The sequence below is a fragment of the Arthrobacter sp. AG1021 genome (assembly GCF_003633665.1).
Taxonomy (GTDB): domain Bacteria; phylum Actinomycetota; class Actinomycetes; order Actinomycetales; family Micrococcaceae; genus Glutamicibacter; species Glutamicibacter soli.
The window spans coordinates 501,964-520,805 of sequence record NZ_RBLB01000009.1; the positions used below are offsets into that span (position 1 = coordinate 501,964).

An 18,842-nucleotide genomic window follows, 5' to 3' on the forward strand; every position below is an offset into this window, starting at 1 on the left:
TAACCCTATGGAGATTCCTCCACAAGTCCTATAGGCCGAAGCCCATACTTCAGCTGCTTCGAATACTGGAATATGTGCATTTCGCCCAGCCGGACCCGGGCGTAGATGGAGTTGAGCAAGGCCATCAGCTCGCCGGGAACCCGCGGGTCGCTGCCGGTGACCTGCTTGATCCGGTCCATTCGTTGGATCAGCGTATTGCGGTGGACCGTGAGCCTTGCGATGGCTTCGGACTGCGTCGAACTGGCGGCCAGCGCCAGCAGCGTGAACGCATGCTCCGCACTGATCTGGGCCGTGCGCCGGGCCAGCGAACGGCAGTACGCTTCCGGTGCTCTGGCCGCCGACAGCGCCATGTCCTCGTTCCAGAGCTCGCGAAGTCCGGCAGCCGGAACCAGCGCGGGCACCGCGCCCAGGGTCCGCAGGTTCTCGGCGTCGACCAGAAGGTCGCTGGGCTGTGTCCGAGGGGGCCCGAGGATCGCGCGGGCAGAAGCAGGATCCTCGATTGGACCGGAGGACAGCACCCATCGGGCATTGTTAATCGTCAATGCTGCTTCGTACTGCTCAGGCCCGTCCTCGTCGAGCAGCAGGCTCAGCGACCATGGCGCGCTCAAGCCCAGCTGCTCGAGCTGCTCAGCCAAGGCTTCGTCGCTCGCGGATCCCGACACAAGTCCGGAGAGCATGTCACTAATCTGGGTGGCGCGCACCGTGCTTCGGACATGCTCCTCGTGCTGGGTAAGCAGCAGCTGCACGGTCAGCGAAATCAGCTGGGCCAGCGACGCAACCTCCTGCGGTGCCCCTGTCACCCCCACGACACCCTGCACGATGCCGTCCGCATAAAGTGGCACGTTGACGCCCGGCAGCTGCCCGGACACCGGGTCGGCCTGGGCGGTGACAATTGTGCGGTTCTCCGACAGGGCCCTGAGCGCGTCCGGATGCGGGTTCCCCAACCGTTTAGGGTCGGACGAAGCGATGATGATCCCGCGCTCGTCCATGATGTTCAGCGGGTAGTCGACGCGCGGGGCGATGGTTTGGACAACACGCAGCGCCACCGTGTGGGTGAGTTTTCCTGTTGCCTTCTGCGCCATGCTTGGTAGTCTACCCACCATCTGACCACGCGTCTTTTGACAACGTGGAGGCTGAGCCAAGCTTCTGCACAGAGTCGGGCAGTAATGTCGTACACACCTCCTTGAGGTGCGAGTGATGATCGTAAACTCCCGCCGGCTTCAGCCGGCGGGAGTTTTCACTTTCCTGCGTCCCATGGCTGATGCAGACTCTTTGCCTGCGCCGGGCTCGGGCAAAGCCGAGGCATAGCCTTGCTCCCTAAAATGGAAGTTACCTTCCTCAAAGGTGCGAGTGATGATGTAAGTCTGGCTCCGTTGCGCACGGCAACGGAGCCAGTATTTTTAAGAAACCTTCGAGCGCCGCATCACCGATGCGCCGGCATTCTCCAGATGGTGTCCAGGCCCGGCATAGGAACCGGAAGTGCAGTGAAGGTAACTCAAAAGGTGCGAGTGATGATCGAGAACCCTCCAACGAAATGATTTCGGTGGGGGTTTTGAGTTTAACGTCCGGCCAGCTGCGTGGACACCGCAGAAATGCTTAGCTAGCGGCTCGGAATTCCAAAGCTCCGGCACAGGGTGCATTCCTAGAATTGAAGTACCTCATAAAGGTGCGAGTGATGATCGTGAAGTTCCCGTTGGATTTCCTCCCAACGGGAACTTTTCTTTAACCGCCCTGGCCTTCGATATGCCAGCCTTTGCACTGTTCGCATGCGTAGGTGCCCAGCTGCTTGCCAGCTACCGTGGAATGCCTCAGCGCGGCCTTGAGCGCGATCGCGTTAGTGCGGTACCGCTGCTTCCCCGCGGCTTCACAGATATTGATGGTGCGTTTGGTGGGATCCTTCAATATGGCCATGGCAGTAATCTAACAGCCAAGCGCAGTGCTGGAACCTGCCGGGCAACTAGAATACATAGGTACGGAATTCGGCGAGCCAAAGAACAGGTCCACCATGGCAACGGCGGCATTGACCCCCTTAGAACGGCAGTCGGTGTGGCGAACCCTCAAGTCTCCCCGATTGCTGAAAACCGAGCTGCTCGCCGGGCTGGTGGTCTCGCTGGCGCTGATTCCGGAGGTCATCGCGTTCACCGTGATCGCCGGGGTGGATCCGCGGGTCGGCATTTTCGCCTCGTTCACCATGTCAGTTGTCATCGCCTTCACTGGCGGACGGCCGGCAATGATTACCGCGGCGGCTGGAGCGGTGGCCTTGGTGGTCGCTCCATTGGTGAGGACCCACGGCGTGGAGTACCTGTTCCCGGCCGTGATCCTGGCCGGAATCATCCAGATCCTGCTGGCCGCGCTGGGCGTGGCCAAGCTGCTGCGGTTCATACCGCGGCAGGTGATGATCGGCTTCGTGAACGGCCTGGCCATCTCGATCTTCCTGGCACAGATGCCCGAGCTGGTCGATGTGCCGTGGGCCGTGTATCCACTGGTGGCAGTCGGGATCGCGATCGTGTACCTGTTCCCGAAGCTGACCAACGCGGTTCCGGCGCCGCTGATCGCCATTGCGGTGCTCACGGCGGTGACGGTGTTCGCGAAGATCACGGTGCCCACGGTGGGCGACCAGGGCGAACTGCCCGAGTCGCTGCCGGTCTTCACGCTGCCCTCTGTCCCGATCGACATGGAAACCCTGCGGATCATCGCGCCGTTCGCGGTGGCGGTGGCGTTCGTCGGCCTGCTGGAGTCGCTGCTGACGGCGAAGCTTGTCGACGACATCACCGACACGCCGTCGAACAAGACGCGCGAGTCCTGGGCGCAGGGGGCCGCCAACGTGGTGACCGGCTTCTTCGGCGGGATCTGCGGCTGTGCGATGATCGGCCAGACCATGATCGGGGTGAAGGTTTCCGGCGGGCGCACGCGCATTTCCACGCTGTTCGCGGGGGTGTTCATGCTGGTGCTGGCGGTGGCGTTCGGCGACGTGGTGGCGCAGATCCCCATGGCCGCGCTGGTCGCGGTGATGGTGGTGGTCTCCGCCGCGACTTTCAACTGGCACAGCATACGGCCTTCCACGCTGCGGATGATGCCCAAGAGCGAAACCTTCGTCATGCTCGTCACCGTGGTGCTGACCGTGGCGACCAGCAACCTGGCCATCGGGGTGGGCGCCGGCATCCTCACGGCAATGGTGCTGTTCGCCAACCGGGTGGCGCATTTTGTGACGGTCGACCGCAGGGTGGACGGGGACACCGCTATCTACACGGTGACCGGGGAATTGTTTTTCGCCTCGTCCAACGACCTGTACACGCAGTTCGACTACGCGCAGGATCCGCAGCAGGTAGTGATCGACCTGGGCGCCTCGCACGTATGGGACGCCTCGACCGTGGCCGCGCTGGATTCCGTAGCCGCCAAGTACGCCAGCTACGGCAAGAGCGTCGAGGTCCGCGGGCTGAACGAGCCCAGCGCCAGGTTCCGCGACCGGCTCAGCGGCAACCTGGATTAGTCGCGCTGCTCCGCCCGCTCGCGCTTGGAGATATACATGGCGCGGTCCGCGCGCAGGATGACCATGCTCAGGTTGTCGTCCGGTTCCGCGGTGGCCACACCAAAACTCCAGCTGTGCTCGGAGGATTCGTGGACGCGTTCCATGAGCTGCTGGGCTTGGTCGAATCCGGTCTGGGGCAGCAGGAGCACGAATTCGTCGCCGCCCAGCCGGGTGATCACATCGTTCTTGCGGGTCGCGCGCTTCAAGTGCCGGACCAGCCCGCGCAGCACCTCGTCGCCGGCCGCGTGGCCGAACTGATCGTTGATCTGCTTGAAGCCGTCCATGTCCACCAACGCGACGCTGACCGGCTGGTTCTGCCGGCGCCCCTGGGCCAGGGCGGCATCGCCCATCCGGCCCAGCGCCCGGCGGTTGTAGGCGCCGGTGAGCACGTCGATTTCCGTCTGCTGCTTGAATTTGCGTTTCACGAAGCTGCCGACAAACATGCCGACCACGGTGAAGAACACCAGGCTCAGGACGTTAAGCAGGCCGTTCTGGTGCTCGGTGCCCACCGCCGGGCCGAACAGCAGCGAATAGGTGAGGGTGAAGACGAGGATGGGATAAATGGTCATCCGGGAGATCACCGAAGGGAAGAGCCACGCCATGTACAGCGCGATCAGCGGGAATTCCTGGAGCCTGAAGACGAACTGCTCGTGGTCGACGGTGAAACCCACAAAGTAAACGAAGGCCGTCAGTTCCGCCACGGCGCCGAGATAGGCGAGCCACAGCGGGAACGCGTCGCGCAGGATCACCACCAGCGTCGCGACACCCAGGGCCCCGACAAACCGCCCTACGGCCACCACCTGCAGCGCTTCCGAAGGGAAGGTCCTGAACAGGTTCAGGCCGTAGAAGACGGACAGGAAGCAGGCGACCATGCCGGTCACCGCGATCTCCATACTGGTGATGGCGCGGACTCGCGCAGGAAGCAGCCTGGAGCGCCATGAAATACCCGCCTGACTTCGGCGCTCTACCTGTTTTTCCAAGCCCCGCCACCCCATTGTCTACAAATTGTTCAAAAACGGACCGCATCGGATCGGCCGGATGTGTAAAATCTGCTTCGGGCGTAAGCTCCGGCTGACCTTGGCCAGACGCAACGTACGGTCCCTCACCCGTTAGGCAAATAGTGAAGTTCGTTTTCCAGCCCCTCATTGATCTTCGAAACAAAACTCTACTGGGTTTCGAGGCACTGACCCGATTCGACGACGGCCGCGGCCCTCAAGAGCATTTCAGCGAAGCCCGCGCCGAGGGCCGGATCGTCGAGCTGGAGCTGGAGGCCATCCAGGGAATCCTCGACGCCAGCCGCCAGCTGCCAGACGAGTACCTGGTCACGCTCAATGCCTCGGGCCCGACCATCGAGGCCTTCGCCGCTTCCGCGATGAAGCTTGATGGGCGGTTGGTTTGGGGGCTGGAGCTGAATGAGGAATCCGAGCCCTGCAGCTCCGGCCGCGCCCGGCAGTACGCCGATACCCTCGGGTGCCTGCTGCTGATCGACGACGCGGGCGTCGCCTACGCGAACCGCGAGCGCATCGAATGCCTGCATCCCGACATCGTGAAGCTGGATCGCAGCATGATCATCAACTACGAGTCCTCCGCCGAGGTACGCGGCATGGTCGCCAACCTGCTGGAGGCCGCCCGGGAGACCGGGGCCCGGACCCTGGCCGAGGGCATCGAGACCCCGGAGCACATCGAGCTGGTCGACCGGCTGGGCTTCAGCTACGCCCAGGGGTTCTACTACAGCCGGGGCCTGCCCGCCGCGGAGCTTGCAGATGCCATGCGCGATTTAAACCGGCGCGTCGGGATCGATACTCCGGGTTTCTGAGCGCCGCTCGCGCCCCCTGGAGCCGCCGAAGCGGATCGGCGGCAGGATCTTGGTGATGCCCAGGATCAGGTAGATCACCGTGTTGATCGCGACGAACGACGCCAGCACGCTGAACCACTGCGCGTAGAGCACCGACTCGGGAAGCAGTATGCCTCGCGGGACATACATCGCTAATTCCATCATGACTAGGCTTCCTTTCGGGCCGGTGCGTGCTCGACGTGCTTCCAGTCGGCGCTCTTGGCAAATGCGATGTCCCAAACGCCCTTGAGGAACGCCAGGTCCAGGAAGGCGTCGTAGACCAGCTCCGGCAGCACCAGCGCCGCCAGGAGCCGGGCCTTCCAGCCGCCGCTCCAGGCGGTGACCACGCGTTCAACCGCGAAGACCAGGCCGAGCAGCATCCAGAACGGGAACCACACCCAGGTGTCCATGGAAACAAGCATCAGCACCATCAGGAAGAAGTAGCTGAACAGGGCGATGACCCCGTAGCCGATGCCGATCTGCTGCGACCAGTAGCGCACGGTCTGCGGGGTGACTCCGTAGGCGCCCAGGTTCTCCAGCGCCCCGCGCTGCCAGCGCAGGCGCTGCGCCCAGAGCATCTTCCAGTTGGGCATCAGCTCGGTGACCACGGTGCACTCGTTCGGGGAGGTGATCAGCGCGCCCAGGGACTTCAGCGCGATGGTCAGCTCGTTGTCCTCGGTCAGCGCCGCGGTGTCGTAGACCTCGCCATGCTTGCCCGGGATCGTGGTGCCGCGGGCGGCGGCCACCTCGCGCAGCGCGGTGGCGCGGAAGACCGAGGCGGTCCCGGTGAGCACGAAAACGCGGCCGTCGCGGCGGGCGATCTCGCGCTGGTAGCGGGCGTATTCGTTGCGCTGGAACTGGCCCAGCACCCCGTGGCCCTCTTCGCCGTGGAACAGCCCGCCCACGGACATCAGCGCGCGGTCGGCGGTGAAGCGGTCGCGGGCGGTGGCCAGGAAGTCGGTGCCGATCTGGCTGTCGGCATCCATGACCATGACGCAGTCGTTGTCGCCCATGCCGGGCAGGATCTGCGCCAGCGCCTGGTTCAGCGCGCCACCTTTCTTGTGCTTGTTGTCCACGGATTCGAACACGTCGACGCCGTGCGCTCGGGCGACGTCCACGGTGCCGTCGGTGCAGTTGTCCGCGACCACCAGGATCCGGGCGGGCAGGAAGCTCTGCTGCTTCAGCGCGTTGATGGTGTGCCCCAGCGAGGCTTCCTCATTGTGCGCGGGAATCAGCACGGTGACGGTAACCGGCCCGGCGTACACGCCGCGGGTGCGGTCCATGATGCGCTTGGGCGCCAGCGGCCGGGAGGACTTCTGGATCGGGGTGCGGCGGTAGCGCAGGGTGACCACGCGTTCGCCGACCACGACGAACAGGATGAGGACCAGGGCGATGAGCACCGCGCCAATGAGGATCGACAGGTCGGGCAACTGGGTGCTGTAGAACGTGGACCAGATGCCGCCGAGCTGCACCTTGACCGGGTGCCACATCTGCGGAGTCGTCCCGCTGGCGCTCAGCACCCACCAGAGCAGCAGCGCTGCCAGCACGACGATGACGATGACGGCGATACCCACGAGGCGACCGAAATGCTTGTGCATAACTATCTTTCGGAAATAGGCAAAATATTCAGCTGTGGGACCCCAGCTAAAACCTATCCCATCACCTCGGAGTTCGTACAGGACTCGCCGTGCGGTGCACCGGGAATCCGCAGCTTTGCGCGCCTAGGAAAGACGAAGCTGCTGCGCGGCGTCCTCGCGCAACTGGTTCTTGCGGATCTTGCCGGTCACGGTGGTCGGGAATTCCTCCAGGATGCGCACGTAGGCGGGGATCTTGTAGTGCGCCAGATGCCCTTCGCAGTAGGCGCGAAGCTGCTCGACATCCAACGGTTCGCGCCCGGTTTTCATCCGGATGCAGGCGCAGATGGCCTCGCCGAATTTCGGGTCCGGCACTCCGATGACCGAGACGTCCTCGATGTCCGGGTGCTTGTAGAGAAATTCCTCGATCTCCGCCGGGTAGATGTTCTCCCCGCCGCGGATGACCATGTCCTTGATGCGCCCGACGATGGTGCAGTAGCCATCCTCGCGCATGACCGCCAGGTCCCCGGTGTGCATCCAGCCCTCGGCGTCGATGGCGGCGCGGGTTTTCTCATCGTCGTCCCAGTAGCCGAGCATCACGGAGTAGCCGCGGGTGCAGTATTCCCCGGTTTCGCCGCGTTCCAGAGTCTCGCCGCTCACCGGATCGATGACCTTGATTTCCACGTGCGGATGGACGCGGCCGATGGTGCTGGTGCGGTGCTCGAAATCGTCGTCGCTGCGCGTCTGGCAGGAGACGGGGCTGGTCTCGGTCATGCCGTAGGCGATGGACACCGCGCTTATGCCCATGTCTTCCACGCAGCGGCGCATGACCTGAACCGGGCAGATGGATCCGGCCATGATGCCGGTGCGCAGCAGCGAGAGGTCGTAGTCGGCGAAGTTCGGATGGTTCTGCATGGCGATGAACATGGTGGGTACCCCGTACAGGCCCGTGCACTGCTCCTCGGCGACCACCCTCAAGGTGGCTTCCGGGTCGAAGCCGGGCGCCGGAATGACCATGGCGGTGCCTCGGGCCACGCAGCCCAGGTTTCCCATGACCATGCCGAAGCAGTGGTAGAAGGGCACCGGAATGCACAGCCGGTCTTCTTCGGTCAGGTCGATCATGCCGGTGACCTGGTAGCCGTTGTTCAGGATGTTGTGGTGGCTGAGCACCGCACCCTTGGGGTAGCCGGTGGTGCCGGAGGTGTACTGGATGTTAATGGCGTCCCCCGGTGAGGTGGCTGCCAGCCGCTCGGCGAGCGCCTGGTCCGTTACGGATTCTCCCTGCGCCAGCAGCTCGTCCCAGTCCCCGGTGTCCAGGTAGACCACGCGCTCGAGGCTCGGGGTGTCGGCCGCGGTGGCCTGCACCATGCCCCGGTAGTCGCTGGTCTTGAACTGAGTGAGCGTGATGAGCATGCGCATCCGGCTGTGGTTCACGGCATAGGCGTATTCGTGGGTGCGGTAGGCCGGGTTGACGTTGACCAGGATGACGCCGAGCTTGGCGGTGGCGAACTGGGTGAGCACCCATTCGGCGCAGTTCGGCGCCCAGATGCCCAGCCGGTCCCCCGCGTGCAGCCCGGCGGCGAGCAGCCCCTTGGCCAGGCGGTTGACGTCGGCGTCCAGTTCCGCCCAGGTCCAGCGCCGGCCGGCGGCGGCGTCGACAAGCGCCTCGCGCGCCCCGAAGCGGGAAGCGGTGTCCTGAAGCGTCGCGCCGATGGTCTTATCGAGCAGCGCTGGTTCGTTCTCGCCCTTGGCATAGGCCTTCATGCGTGTACTCCCTGGGTCTTCAGCGGATGGGCGGCAGCGGCGCCGTGGTGTCCGGCGTCACATTCCACACCCTAACGCGCGGCCCGTGTCCAACCAAGCAGCGGCGGACCCTGTGCCTGTCCACCGACGCTTCCCGTCATCGGGGTCGGAGCTAGCCGGCCGCCTTGGCCACCAGCTCCCGGATGCGCTGCTCCGTGGCATCGTCCAGCGAGGTGAGCGTCCAAGCTACTGGGTGCATGTGTGCGCCCTGTTCGAAGGCGGGGTTCACCACCTCGCCGAAGCCGAAGACCAGGTAGTCCTTGTCCGGCTTGATGTAGCAGACGTCCTTGCCGTCCTTGACATAGAACGGCAGGCCCCAGCGGACGACGGGCTCCAGGCCGGGCGCGGTCTCGCGGATGATGGCGTGAAGGCGTTCGGCGATCCCGCGGTAGGGTTCCGGTGCCGAGGCGAGCTTGGCGAGGACCGCGTCGTCGCCCTTTTTACCGAAAATCATTGGCTGGCTCCTTCAGGTGGCCGGTGGATGTCCACGGGGCAGGCTTAGATGCGCCACGCCCCGCCTGCAATTCTAGGTCCTGCCTCCGGCGGCATGCAGAAGAATTTTTTTTCGCGTCTGAATTCGCCGACAGCGGCCAACTGCCGCTTCCTGCCGTACAGGTCAGCACAGGATCAGACAGGTTGCGGCAACCGTTGGAGCAGGCAGGGATTCGCGCAGCGCCTGCTGACTCTGTGGGTGGGTGTCCGTATCCTTTTCACTACCGATATACGCTGCACCGACCCGAGGAATCGACATGAGCGAGATCCCGCAGGGAAGCGATGTTCATGATTCGAACCCGCAGGTTCCGGAGCATGGAATGCGCTCATTCCTGCATATCCTGATCAATACCGCCGTGGCCAACCTGACCACGAGCTACCTGTGGTTCGCGCTGACCTTCTGGGTGTACCTGGAAACCGAGAACGTCATGGCCACCGGCATCATCGGCGGCGCCTTCATGCTGCTGATTGCGCTGTTCTCCATGGTTTTCGGCACCATCGTGGACCAGCACCGCAAGAAAATCGTATTCGTCTTTTCCGCCGCCGTGACCGCGGTGATGTTCACGCTGGCGGGGCTGCTCTACCTGTGGCTGCCCACCGAGCGAATCCTGGACATCGGCGGCTGGGAATTCTGGCTGTTCTGCATCGTGATCCTGCTCGGCGCCATCGTGGAGCAGATGCGGGGCATCGCGTTGTCCACCACGGTGACGCTGCTGATCCCGGTGGAACGGCACGCGAACGCCAACGGCCTGGTCGGCACCGTGCAGGGGCTGGCGTTCATCGTCACCAGCGTGTTCTCCGGGCTGTCGATCGGCTTGCTGGGCATGGGCTGGACGCTGGTCATCTCCATCGCGCTGGTGGTGCTGACGATGCTGCATCTGGTCACCATCTCCATCCCTGAGGACAAGCCGCAGGCCGACCCCGAGGTTTCGGGCGGGAAGACCGCGCACCTGCGGCTGGGCTTCACCACGGTGATGGCGATCCCGGGGCTGCTGGCGCTGATCATCTTCTCGATGTTCAACAACCTGATCGGCGGCATCTACATGGCGCTGATGGATCCCTACGGGCTGACCGTGATGTCGGTGGAGGCCTGGGGCATCACCTTCGGTCTGGCCTCGACCGGCTTCATCGTCGGCGGCGCGCTGGTGGCCAAGTTCGGACTGGGCAGGAACCCGATCCGCACGCTGATGGTCCTGGTCGCCTGCATGGGCTTCCTGGGCGCGGTCTTCACGGTGCGCGAATGGGTGTGGCTGTATATCGTGGGCATCTGGCTGTACATGTGCCTGATTCCTGCCTGCGAGGCGGCCGAGCAGACAGTGATCCAGAAGGTCGTGCCGTTCCGGCGGCAGGGCCGCGTGTTCGGCTTCGCCCAGATGATGGAGGCCTCCGCGGCCCCGATCACCGCGTTCCTGGTCGCCCCGCTGGCCCAGTACCTGATCATCCCGTTCATGAAAAGCGCCGAGGGCGACGCCGCCTTCGGCTGGCTGGTCGGCCAGGGGCAGGCGCGCGGGATCGCGCTGATCTTCCTGGTCGGCGGCCTGGTCATGATCCTGGCCGCGCTGCTGGCGATGACCACCGGGCAGTACCGCAAGCTGTCCGCCATCTTCCTTTCGGACGAGCCGACGCCGGCCGCCGAAGCCAGCTAGAACCAGGAGCCCGCCATGGCCAGTGCACCCAAGACCCAGCCCACCGATGCCAGCGTCGAGGAGTTCCTCGCAGCCGCCACCCCGGCCAAACGACGGACCGACGGCGAGCAGCTGGCCCGGATCTTCGCCGAAACCACCGGGGCCGACCCGGTGATGTGGGGACCGTCGATCGTGGGCTACGGCCAGTACCGGTACGTCTCCCCCGCCAACGCGCGCACCACCGGCATCTGGCCGAAGACCGGGTTCTCGCCGCGCAAAACGGCGCTGTCCATCTACGGGCTCAAGGACCTGCCCGCAGGCGCAGCGCTGCTCCCGGAACTCGGCACGTATACCGAGGGAGCAGGCTGCGTCTACGTGAAGAAGCTGGAGGACATCGACGAGTCGGTGCTGCGCCGGCTCATCGCGATCGCGTTTTCACGCGGGGATGACTAGACGGCCTCCTCGAAGAAGGCTTCCACCTCGCTGATGCCGGCGGAAACCACCGGGACCAGGCGTTCGTCGATGCTGTAGGTTTCCCCGTCGCGCTGCAGCAGGCCGAAACCTGCCAGCGAGGCCATCGCCTCGGTGGCCTCTGGCAGCACCGAATCGTAGATCTTCGCGCCGACATTGCGGCGCAGGCCTTCCAGGTCCCCGTCGCGTCCGGTGGACGCGGTGACCAGGAGGTTGCGCACCACCAGGTAGTGGGCCTCGTCGCGCAGGCTGCTGTCCATGGTCGGGTTCAGGTGCGCCTGCACGCAGGCGACGGCCATCTCGAAGAGCAGCTGGGCGCTGTCGGCCTGCTCGCCGTCCAGGAATTCGGCGAAGGCTTCCTCGTCGCGCACGATGCTGGTTTCGGTGGTGGTCACCACGGACATCATCGCCGCGTTCCAGATGTAGTTGAAGCGCAGCGGGGCCGGGGCGTCGGCTTCCACGGACTGCGCGTCGATGCCCATGGCCTCGAAGACCTGGGCCCGCGAGGAGCTGGCGGAATCGGTGAAGTCGTTGGTCGCGATGCCGTCGCCGATGGCCACCGCGAAGTTCTTCACGGCGTCGAAGAGCGGGGTGGCGCGCAGCAGGGCGCAGATTTCCGCATCGCCTTCAGCGAAGCCGTCCAGGGCGTCTTCCAGCATCTCGCGCACTTCCTCGAGATTCTCCGCGCCGCCCTGCCACAGGCTGGTGTCCTCGGCGAAGCTGAAGAAGTCCAGCCAGGTGGAGAAGATCGGCTCGGGCGCCACGTTGTCCGGCAGGTTGACCAGGAAGTCGGCCAGAACCTGGCCGAAGAGCTCCGGGTCCAGGTCGAACAGGTTGGAGCTGCGCGCGGTTTCAGCGTATTCCCCGCCGATGGTGCGGATGACATCCAGCTGGATCTCTGCGGCCTGGGCTGCGTCCGCCGGAGAGAAGGCAGGAACCTGGGCGGCAACCCAGGCGACGTACTGGCCGCGCAGCGCGTCAACCGACAGCTCGGCCTGGATCTTGTGCACGCTGCGGCCGCGCTGGGCCGCCTTGGCAGGGTTTCCTGCGCCGGAGTTCTTTTTGCCTTGACGCTTCTTGCTGGCCATGAGCCGTCCTTCGCTTGTGTGGAGGTTTGCCATTAAGCCTACGGGCAACGGCTGACCTCCTGCGACCCGGACGCTAGCGCAGCACCACCGTGCGGTTGCCGTAGAGGAACACCCGTCCCTCGCAATGCCAGCGCACCGCGTTGGACAACGCCTTGCATTCCGAGTCGCGGCCGGCGGCCACCAGATCCTGCGGGCCGTAGGTGTGGTCCACCTCCACCACCTGCTGGGCGATGATCGGACCTTCGTCGAGTTCCGAATTCACGTAGTGCGCGGTGGCGCCCACGGTTTTCACGCCGCGTTCCCACGCCTGGTGGTAGGGCTTGGCGCCCTTGAAAGATGGCAGGAACGAATGGTGGATGTTGATGGTCTTGCCGGTCAGCTCGCTGGCCAGATGGTCGGAGAGCACCTGCATGTAGCGGGCCAGCACCACCAGCTCGGCGCCGGTCTGATCGATCAGTTCAAGCAGCGCGGCCTCGGCCCGCGGCTTGGTGTCCTTGCTGATCGGGATGTGGTGGAAGCCGATTCCGTACCATTCCACCAGCGAGCGGTGGTCCGGGTGGTTGGAAGCAACCCCGACCACCTCGATGGGCAGGTCCCCCGAGTGCATGCGGAAAAGCAGGTCCTGCAGGCAGTGCTCGAACTTGGAGACCATGATCAGCACCTTGGTCTTCTGGCCGCGCTCGCGCAGCTGCCAGTCCATGTCGAATTTCGCGGCGACCTCGGAGAACTCGCTGCGCAGGGCGTCCAACAGATCCGGGGCGGAGTCGCCGGCGAAATCCACGCGCAGGAACAGGCGTCCGGCGCTCATGTCGTCGTACTGCTTGAGCTCCACGATGGTGCGCTGGTGCCGGACCAGGAATCCGGTCACCGCGTGCACGATGCCGATGCCTTCGGGGCACTGAAGGGTCAAGACGTGCCGAACCTGTTCGCTCATGATCCACTTCCATTCAGGTGTCTGGGGCGGAACACGCACTCGGGGCGTGCTCCGCGAAAAAGTTTGTGTCTGGTTTCTTCGCCCGGGGTGCTCCCAGGCTACTCCCCCCTCGGCGGGCTGAACCGGTGAAGCCCCGGTGCCCGGCGGGAACCATCAACCCGCCGGGCAGGGACCGCTCAACGCTCCGCCGCCGGACCTCCCAATGCGGCGGCGAGGCGCAGCCCATCCCGGCTGAGCAACGCCGGCGCCGGTCGCCACCGACCGGTTCCCGGCACTGGACGTGGCGGGAACCGGTCAGGCCGCAAACCAGCCAGCGCCCGGAATGGAGGACTACGCCGCGCTAGGCGACCGGCTCCGAGGCGAATTCGCTCATCGCGTCGATCAGCCAGTGCACGGTGTGCTCGGTGAACGAGGCGCGCGGCAGGATGTACCAGGACTGCTCGCCGGTGCGCCACAGCAGCACCGGGATGTTCGCCAGCGTGGTGGTGATGGCGCGGTTGACGCCGAAGGCGCGCGGGTGCAGGTCCGCCGGGCAGCTCTTGCGCAGCACCAGCGGCGCGGCCGGTCCGGACAGTTCAAGCACACTGCGGTTGGCCGACAGGTCGACCACCTGGCCGGGCTCGTCCCCTAGCGCCGCAACCAGCTCTGCGGCAAGTTCCGCGCCTTCCGGCGCGATGGCCAGGAACTCGTCCGGTCCGAGCCAGAGCACCGCGGTGCCCTCCACGGAGCCTGCGACCTCCCCGACCTGCTGCGGCAGCCCGGTGCCGACGGCTTCTGCCAGCGCGGCGAATCCGCCGCTGCCAGGCACCGCGCGCACGCCGACCTGGGTGGCGAAGGCGATTTCCCGCAGCTGGACCGTGCCGGCGGTGGAGCCCTGGGCCATGGCTTCGGCCAGGTGCTCGGCCGGGGAACGGCGCACGGAGGTTGATTCAATCAAGGTGTTGCTAGCCATCGCGGCGGCTCCCTTCCGGGTCGAAAAGTACGAGATCGGAGACGAGGACATCGACCAGCTGGCCGTTGACCGGGGTCTTGAGCACTTCACCAAGGCGATTGCGCCCGTTCTTGATCAGTGCCAGGCCGAAGGTGCGGCCCAGCGCCGGTGAGTTGTACGAGCTGGTGACCCAGCCCTCCATCGGGGTAATCCCGTCTGCGGCCAGCGCATCGGCAGCCACCAAGGCGGCGCCTTCCGGCAGCCGCAGCGCGGTGTCCACCGGCAGCACCGAGACCAGGTGCTTGCGGTCCTCGCGCAGGTTGTCTTCCCGCGAGAAGGAGCGCTTGCCCACAAAGTCCTTGAGCTTGGAGACCACCCATTCCATGCCGGCGTCCTGCGGGGTCACCGTGCCGTCGGTGTCCTGTCCGACGATGATGAAGCCCTTTTCGGCGCGCAGCACGTGCATGGTTTCGGTGCCGTACGGGGTGATGTTGAATTCCTGCCCGGCGGCGTACACGTCCTCCCAGACGCGCAGGCCGTGCCAGGACGGGATCGCGATCTCGTAGGCCAGTTCGCCGGAGAAGGAGATGCGGCTGATTCGCGCCTCGATGCCCGAGTCCAGGGTCACGTCCTGGAATGACATGAACTTGAACGCGTCGTTGGAGACGTCCAGCCCGGTGACCAGCTTGCCGATGACATCGCGCGACCGCGGACCGACCACCGCCACGGTGGCCAGCTGCTCGGTCACCGAGGTGCAGGTGACATCCAGCTCCGGCCATTCGGTCTGCAGCCATTCCTCCAGCCAGTCCAGCACGCCGGCGGCGCCGCCGGTGGTGGTGTGCATCAGGAAGCGGTCCTCGGCCAGGCGCAGGGTCACGCCGTCGTCGAAGACCATGCCGTCGGCCTTGCACATCACGCCGTAGCGGGCCATGCCGACCTTCAGCTTGGTGTAGCCGTTGGTGTAGATGCGGTTCAGGAACTCGGCTGCATCCGCGCCGCGGATCTCGATCTTGCCCAGAGTGGTGGCGTCGAGCATGCCGACCGACTCGCGCACCGCTGCGCATTCGCGGTAGACCGCAGCGTCCATGTCCTCCCCGTCCTGCGGGTAGTACCAGGCACGCTTCCACTGGCCCACGTCCTCGAACTTCGCGCCCTGCGCCAGGTGCCAGGAGTGCATCGGGGTGATGCGCGCCGGGTCCAGCAGCTCACCGCGGGTCCGGCCGGCCAGGGCGGCGAAGGCGACCGGGGTGTACGGGGCGCGGAAAGTGGTGGTGCCGATCTCGGCCGGGTTCTCGATGCCCAGCACCGCGGCGATCACGCCGATGGCCGCGACGCCAGAGGTCTTGCCCTGGTCGTTGGCGGTGGAGATCGAGGTGTACCGCTTGATATGCTCCACCGATTCCAGGCCTGCGCCGGTGGCACGCAGCACGTCGGAGACGGTCTGGTCGCGCTGCAGGTCGACGAAGTGGGTGGTGTAGTTCGTTGCCTGGTCGCCGTTCAGCGAGGGCACCAGCCAAACCGGGCGGGTTTCCCCGGCCGGCACCGGCAGCGCCTGCGGCACCTGGGCGATGCGCTCGAAGCCCGCGGCGGTGGCCGCCGCGGCCCCCACCGCGGCGCCGGTGGACAGCGCGCTGGCGGTGTCGAACAGGCCGGTCAGCGCGCCGGCCAGGTGCTGGTTGGCCACTGCCGCGTCAGGGACGAAGGCGTGGATCGAGGTGTCCCACACCAGCTTGCCCTGGCGCTGTGAGTGCAGGTGCACCACCGGGTTGAAGCCGCCGGCCACGGCCAGCACGTCGACCTCGAAGCGCTGCGGCGCGCCCAGTTCGCGGTCCTCGCCCAGCTCGGCGACGATCACTGCCGACAGTTCGCCTGACTCGTTGGCTTCGGTGTCCACGACGACGGAGCCAGTGATGACACGAACCCCGGCGCCCACTGCTTCCGCCGCCGCGGCGGACACCGTGGTACGGGCATCGATGACGGCGACCACTCCACCGCTGGCGGCGAGGTCCGCAACCAGCGGGTAGGCGGAGTCGTTGGTGGTAGCCACGACGATCTGTGCCCCCGCGCGCACGCCGTAGCGGTTCAGGTAGCTGCGCACGGCGCCGGCGAGCATGATGCCCGGGCGGTCGTTGTTCTCGAACACGATCGGGCGCTCGTGGGCGCCGGTGGCCAGCACCACCTGGTTGGCGCGGATGTGCCAGATGCGTTCACGCGAGACGCCGGCGCCGGAAGGCCTATCCAGGTGCACGGTGCGACGCTGCACGGCGACCACGTAGTTCGCGTCGTAGGAGCCGAGCACTGTGGTGCGCTGCAGGTGGGTGGTTTCCTCGGCCGCTGCCAGCTCGGCGGCGGTCGCATCGATCCACGCTGCGGCATCCTGGCCGTCGATCTGCTCGCCGGCGGCATCGCGCAGCGAGCCTCCGGCTTCGGCGCGCTCGTCCAGCAGCAGCACGCGGGCCCCGGAGCGGGACGCCTCGCGGGCGGCGGCCAGGCCGGCGGGGCCGGCGCCTACCACCAGCACGTCGGTGTGCACGTGCACGTGGTCGTAGTAGGCGGGATCGGTGCTCGGGTCCAGCACGCCCAGGCCGCGCAGCAGCGTGGCGCTGAGGTTGGCGGTCACCGGAACAGTGGTGGCGGCGAGCATCGACTCGCTGATGTCCTGCTCGTGGCGGGCCGCCACGGTCACCAGGGCGTTGGGCTCCTCGACGCCGGCGGAGAAGATACCGCGCGGGCGGTCCAGGTACATGGAGTTGCCGCAGGCGCGCTGGCCGTTGGCGAGCATGGCGCTGGCTACGGTGTCGCCACGGAAGGCTTCCAGCTGCTTTCCGTCGACCGTCAGGAGCAGGGCTTCTCCGCGGTCGATCCGGGCGGCCGGGGACTGCTCGGCCGGCAGCCGGTAGGACGTGTTCTGGCTCATCGGGATCCTCCCTGGGTGTTCAGTTCCGGACGCGGTTCCCCGGCCCGGTAGACGGCCTTGAATTCATAGGTTGCGGTATCTCGCAGGGCGTTGAACCACTTGCGGCACCCGCCGGAGTGGACCCAGCGTTCGGCGAAGATCCCCTTGGAGTTCTCGCGGTAGAACAGGTAGCGGGACCATTCCTTGTCGCTCAGGGCGTTCGGGTCCTCGGGGTAGGCCACATGGGCCTGGCCGCCGTAGGAGAATTCGGTTTCGTTGCGCGGCCCGCAGTTCGGGCATTCAATCAGCATCATGGTGGCTGCTCCTAGTGGGCCACGGCTGCTGCGCCGTGTTCGTCGATCAGGTGGCCGGTTTCAAAACGTTCCAGGCTGAACGGTGCGTTCAACGCGTGGGCCTCGTCGTTGGCAATGGTGTGCGCCAGGGTGAAACCGGCGCCCGGGGTTCCCTTGAAGCCGCCGGTACCCCAGCCGCAGTTGACGTAGAGGTTCTGGATCGGCGTCTTGGAAATGATTGGCGAGGCGTCCATGGTGGTGTCCACGATGCCGCCCCAGGTGCGCAGCACGTGCGCCCGGGCGAAGATCGGGAACAGCTCCACCGCGGCGGCCATCTGTTCCTCGATCACGTGGAACGCGCCGCGCTGGCCGTAGCCGTTGTAGCTGTCGATGCCCGCGCCCATGACCAGTTCGCCCTTGTGGGCCTGGGAGACGTAGACGTGGATGTGGTTGGACATGACCACCGTCGGGTGGACCGGTTCGAACAGCTCGGAGACCAGGGCCTGCAGCGGGTGGGACTGGATGGGCAGTTCGAAGCCCGCCAGTTCCGCCAGCACCGAGGAGTGCCCGGCACCGGCCAGGGCGACCTTGCCGGCGTGGATGGTGCCGCGCGTGGTCTTCACGCCGGTGACCTTCTCGCCGTCCTTCAGGAAGCCGGTGACTTCGCAGTTCTGGATGATGTCCACGCCCATTTCGTTGGCCTTGCGGGCGAAGGCCCAGGCCACGTGGTCGTGCTTGGCGATGCCGGCGCGCGGCTGGTAGGTGGCGCCCATGACCGGGTATCGGATGTCGTCGCCGATGTTGATGATCGGGCAGACTTCCTTGACCTGTTCCGGGGTGAGCCACTCGGCGTCGACTCCGTTGAACTTGTTGGCCTCCACGCGGCGCACTGATTCGCGCACATCTCCCAGGGTGTGGGCGAGGTTCAGCACGCCGCGCTGGGAGAACAGGAAGTCGTAGTCCAGTTCCTCGGGCAGCTGCTCCCACAGCTTCAGCGACTTCTCGTAGATGCCCGCGGATTCGTCCCAAAGGTAGTTCGAGCGGATGATGGTGGTATTGCGGGCCATGTTCCCGCCGGCCAGCCAGCCCTTTTCCAGGACGGCGACGTTGGTGATGCCGTGGTTCTTGGCCAGGTAGTAGGCGGTGGCCAGGCCGTGGCCGCCGCCGCCAACGATGACGACATCATAGGACTTCTTCGGCTCCGGGTTGGCCCAGAGGAATTCCGGGTGCTCAGGCAGCAAATCAGCCATGGCTATTCTCCGATCTTTTTCAGGTTTGGGTACAGTGGGTGGGCTGCGGCCAGCTCCAGAACCCGGGCCTTCAACTCCGGCAACACCCCGGTGTTGCCCTCGGCCCCGGCAATCAGGGTCTG

Annotated in this window: 17 protein-coding genes; 4 read left to right on the forward strand and 13 right to left on the reverse strand. The window is 65.7% G+C overall.

Annotated features, from left to right (window positions below; translation table 11 throughout):
- Positions 1-5: 5 nt before the first annotated feature.
- Positions 6-1,082, reverse strand: a complete 1,077-nt coding sequence (locus DFO58_RS13480; RefSeq protein WP_183043205.1) for a sugar diacid recognition domain-containing protein — start codon at positions 1,080-1,082, stop codon at positions 6-8.
- Positions 1,083-1,722: 640 nt separating this feature from the next.
- Positions 1,723-1,911, reverse strand: coding sequence for a hypothetical protein (locus DFO58_RS13485; protein WP_047120380.1), 189 nt, complete (start codon positions 1,909-1,911; stop codon positions 1,723-1,725).
- Between the two features lie 94 nt (positions 1,912-2,005).
- Here DFO58_RS13485 and DFO58_RS13490 point away from each other — a divergent pair, with 94 nt between their 5' ends.
- Positions 2,006-3,490, forward strand: a complete 1,485-nt coding sequence (locus DFO58_RS13490; protein WP_047120381.1) for a SulP family inorganic anion transporter — start codon at positions 2,006-2,008, stop codon at positions 3,488-3,490.
- Here the strand turns inward: DFO58_RS13490 and DFO58_RS13495 are convergent.
- Positions 3,487-4,509, reverse strand: a complete 1,023-nt coding sequence (locus DFO58_RS13495; protein WP_183043206.1) for a GGDEF domain-containing protein — start codon at positions 4,507-4,509, stop codon at positions 3,487-3,489. The genes DFO58_RS13490 and DFO58_RS13495 overlap by 4 nt on opposite strands.
- 140 nt (positions 4,510-4,649) lie before the next feature.
- On the opposite strand from DFO58_RS13495, the gene DFO58_RS13500 reads away from it, so the two are divergent.
- Positions 4,650-5,345: an EAL domain-containing protein gene (locus tag DFO58_RS13500; protein WP_047120382.1), complete on the forward strand. Its 696-nt coding sequence runs from the start codon at positions 4,650-4,652 to the stop codon at positions 5,343-5,345.
- On the opposite strand, the gene DFO58_RS13505 is transcribed toward DFO58_RS13500, so the two are convergent.
- From DFO58_RS13505 to DFO58_RS13520, 4 genes are all read right to left on the reverse strand, one after another.
- Entirely contained in the window at positions 5,307-5,528 is a 222-nt protein-coding gene (locus DFO58_RS13505; protein WP_231735878.1) for a hypothetical protein, read from the reverse strand. The two genes, DFO58_RS13500 and DFO58_RS13505, sit on opposite strands and share 39 nt — an antisense overlap.
- 2 nt (positions 5,529-5,530) lie before the next feature.
- Complete coding sequence (locus DFO58_RS13510; RefSeq protein WP_120991386.1) at positions 5,531-6,961, reverse strand: glycosyltransferase family 2 protein; 1,431 nt, start codon at positions 6,959-6,961, stop codon at positions 5,531-5,533.
- A gap of 123 nt (positions 6,962-7,084) precedes the next feature.
- Positions 7,085-8,701: an AMP-binding protein gene (locus tag DFO58_RS13515; protein WP_120991387.1), complete on the reverse strand. Its 1,617-nt coding sequence runs from the start codon at positions 8,699-8,701 to the stop codon at positions 7,085-7,087.
- Between the two features lie 151 nt (positions 8,702-8,852).
- On the reverse strand, positions 8,853-9,194 hold the full coding sequence (locus DFO58_RS13520; protein ID WP_286163601.1) for a DUF1801 domain-containing protein: 342 nt from the start codon (positions 9,192-9,194) through the stop codon (positions 8,853-8,855).
- Between the two features lie 358 nt (positions 9,195-9,552).
- Here DFO58_RS13520 and DFO58_RS13525 point away from each other — a divergent pair, with 358 nt between their 5' ends.
- Together DFO58_RS13525 and DFO58_RS13530 are read left to right on the forward strand one after the other, a co-directional pair.
- A complete protein-coding gene (locus DFO58_RS13525; protein WP_120991421.1) occupies positions 9,553-10,878 on the forward strand; it encodes an MFS transporter in 1,326 nt (441 codons plus the stop codon).
- A 15-nt stretch (positions 10,879-10,893) separates the two neighbouring features.
- On the forward strand, positions 10,894-11,310 hold the full coding sequence (locus tag DFO58_RS13530; RefSeq protein WP_120991388.1) for a DUF1801 domain-containing protein: 417 nt from the start codon (positions 10,894-10,896) through the stop codon (positions 11,308-11,310).
- Here DFO58_RS13530 and DFO58_RS13535 read toward each other — a convergent pair.
- The 6 genes from DFO58_RS13535 to DFO58_RS13560 form a co-directional block, all read right to left on the reverse strand.
- Positions 11,307-12,416, reverse strand: a complete 1,110-nt coding sequence (locus DFO58_RS13535) for a hypothetical protein (protein ID WP_120991389.1) — start codon at positions 12,414-12,416, stop codon at positions 11,307-11,309. The two genes, DFO58_RS13530 and DFO58_RS13535, sit on opposite strands and share 4 nt — an antisense overlap.
- 73 nt (positions 12,417-12,489) lie before the next feature.
- A complete protein-coding gene (purU, locus tag DFO58_RS13540) occupies positions 12,490-13,350 on the reverse strand; it encodes a formyltetrahydrofolate deformylase (protein WP_047120388.1) in 861 nt (286 codons plus the stop codon).
- A gap of 340 nt (positions 13,351-13,690) precedes the next feature.
- Positions 13,691-14,302: a sarcosine oxidase subunit gamma family protein gene (gene soxG / locus DFO58_RS13545; protein WP_047120389.1), complete on the reverse strand. Its 612-nt coding sequence runs from the start codon at positions 14,300-14,302 to the stop codon at positions 13,691-13,693.
- The gene (locus DFO58_RS13550; RefSeq protein ID WP_120991390.1) at positions 14,295-17,198 is read right to left on the reverse strand and encodes a sarcosine oxidase subunit alpha family protein; all 2,904 of its coding nucleotides are present in this window, start codon (positions 17,196-17,198) and stop codon (positions 14,295-14,297) included. The genes soxG and DFO58_RS13550 overlap by 8 nt, the downstream gene beginning before the upstream one ends.
- A complete protein-coding gene (locus DFO58_RS13555; RefSeq protein WP_047120391.1) occupies positions 17,195-17,491 on the reverse strand; it encodes a sarcosine oxidase subunit delta in 297 nt (98 codons plus the stop codon). Before DFO58_RS13555 ends, DFO58_RS13550 begins: the two co-directional genes overlap by 4 nt.
- 11 nt (positions 17,492-17,502) lie before the next feature.
- Entirely contained in the window at positions 17,503-18,720 is a 1,218-nt protein-coding gene (locus DFO58_RS13560; RefSeq protein ID WP_047120392.1) for a sarcosine oxidase subunit beta family protein, read from the reverse strand.
- Between the last annotated feature and the right edge of the window lie 122 nt (positions 18,721-18,842).